Raw genomic sequence first — 1,233 nt, 5'->3', positions numbered from 1 at the left:
TCTGGACCGGCCAGAGTTTCATAGACACTCACGAGCCGTTTAGCGCGTAGCGCCGCTCAAACTCAATCGGTGAAAGATCGCCGGCGGAACCATGCCGACGAACCGGGTTATAAAACATTTCGATGTAATCGAACAGGTCCGAGGTCGCGGTCGCCCGACTCGGATAGATGCGCCGCTTGATTCGCTCCTTTTTTAGGGCGCTGAAGAAGCTCTCGGCCACGGCATTGTCGTGGCAATTACCGCGCCGACTCATGCTTGGCACCATATGGTGCGCCTTCAGGAATGACTGCCAGTCATCGCTCGTGAATTGACTGCCCTGATCGGAATGCACCATGACACCGGGTCCCGGTTTGCGTTTCCAAACCGCAGCCAACAACGCCTGTAAAACCAGATCGCTGGTCATCGTCGAGCGCGTAGCCCAACCGACGATCTGGCGCGAGTACAGATCCATAACAGCCGCCAGATACAGCCAGCCCTCGTAAGTCCGGATGTACGTGATGTCCGTTACCCAGACCCGGTTCGGTGCGGTTGGCGCGAACTCACGGTTCAGCACGTTGGCGATTACGCCGACCGGACCACCCCGATAGCGGGGCTTGCTGCCATAGCCCACTTCTGCCCGCAGACCTTCGCCTTTCATGAGGCGATGGACGCGGTGACGGCTGCACGTTTCGCCCGATTCACGCAAATCCACCGTGATCTTGCGGTAGCCATAGACGCCGCCGCTGGCTAGCCAGGAATGCTTGATCAAACCGAGCAATCGATCATCCTCGCGCTTGCGGGCTCCAACTGTCTGCCGCTGCCAGACGTAATAGCCGCTGCGATGCACGCCAAGGACTCGGCACATCGAGTGCAGGTGGAACTCGCCGAGATGGGATCGCATGAATGCGTACCTTGCCGTTATCCCTTTGCAAAGTACGCGGCGGCTTTTTTTAGAATGTCGCGTTCCTCGGTCATGCGCTTGAGCTCGGCCTTCAGTCGCCGAACCTCGGCGCTCTGATCCAGTTCCGCCTGCCGCACGACGTCGGGCCTGCCGAACTTCAGTTTCCATGCGTAAAGGCTGTGGGTCGTGATGCCCAAACGCTGGGCCACCTCTGCCACCGAATGACCCCGTTCGGTTACCTGTTTGACTGCCTCGATCTTGAACTCATCCGTGTACCGCTTGCCGCTCATGCTGACCTCCTCGGTTGCCATAAATTATGGCTCGAAGATGTCTACGAAAGGCTGGCCGGTCCA

The 1,233-nt window shown here is 58.6% G+C and carries 1 protein-coding gene; it reads right to left on the bottom strand.

Annotation, left to right across the window (positions count from 1 at the left end; genetic code table 11):
* Positions 1–28: 28 nt before the first annotated feature.
* Positions 29–1,170, bottom strand: a protein-coding gene (locus J7024_RS36970) for an IS3 family transposase (protein ID WP_175752761.1) whose coding sequence is annotated in 2 segments (ribosomal slippage) — positions 29–933 and positions 933–1,170 — 1,143 coding nt in all. Because the reading frame shifts where the segments join, the coding sequence is not laid out codon by codon here.
* Positions 1,171–1,233: the final 63 nt, after the last annotated feature.

It is taken from the genome of Burkholderia sp. WTPI3 (genome assembly GCF_021483755.1).
Classification (GTDB): Bacteria; Pseudomonadota; Gammaproteobacteria; order Burkholderiales; family Burkholderiaceae; genus Burkholderia.
This window is presented reverse-complemented; position numbering and strand designations above follow the sequence as displayed.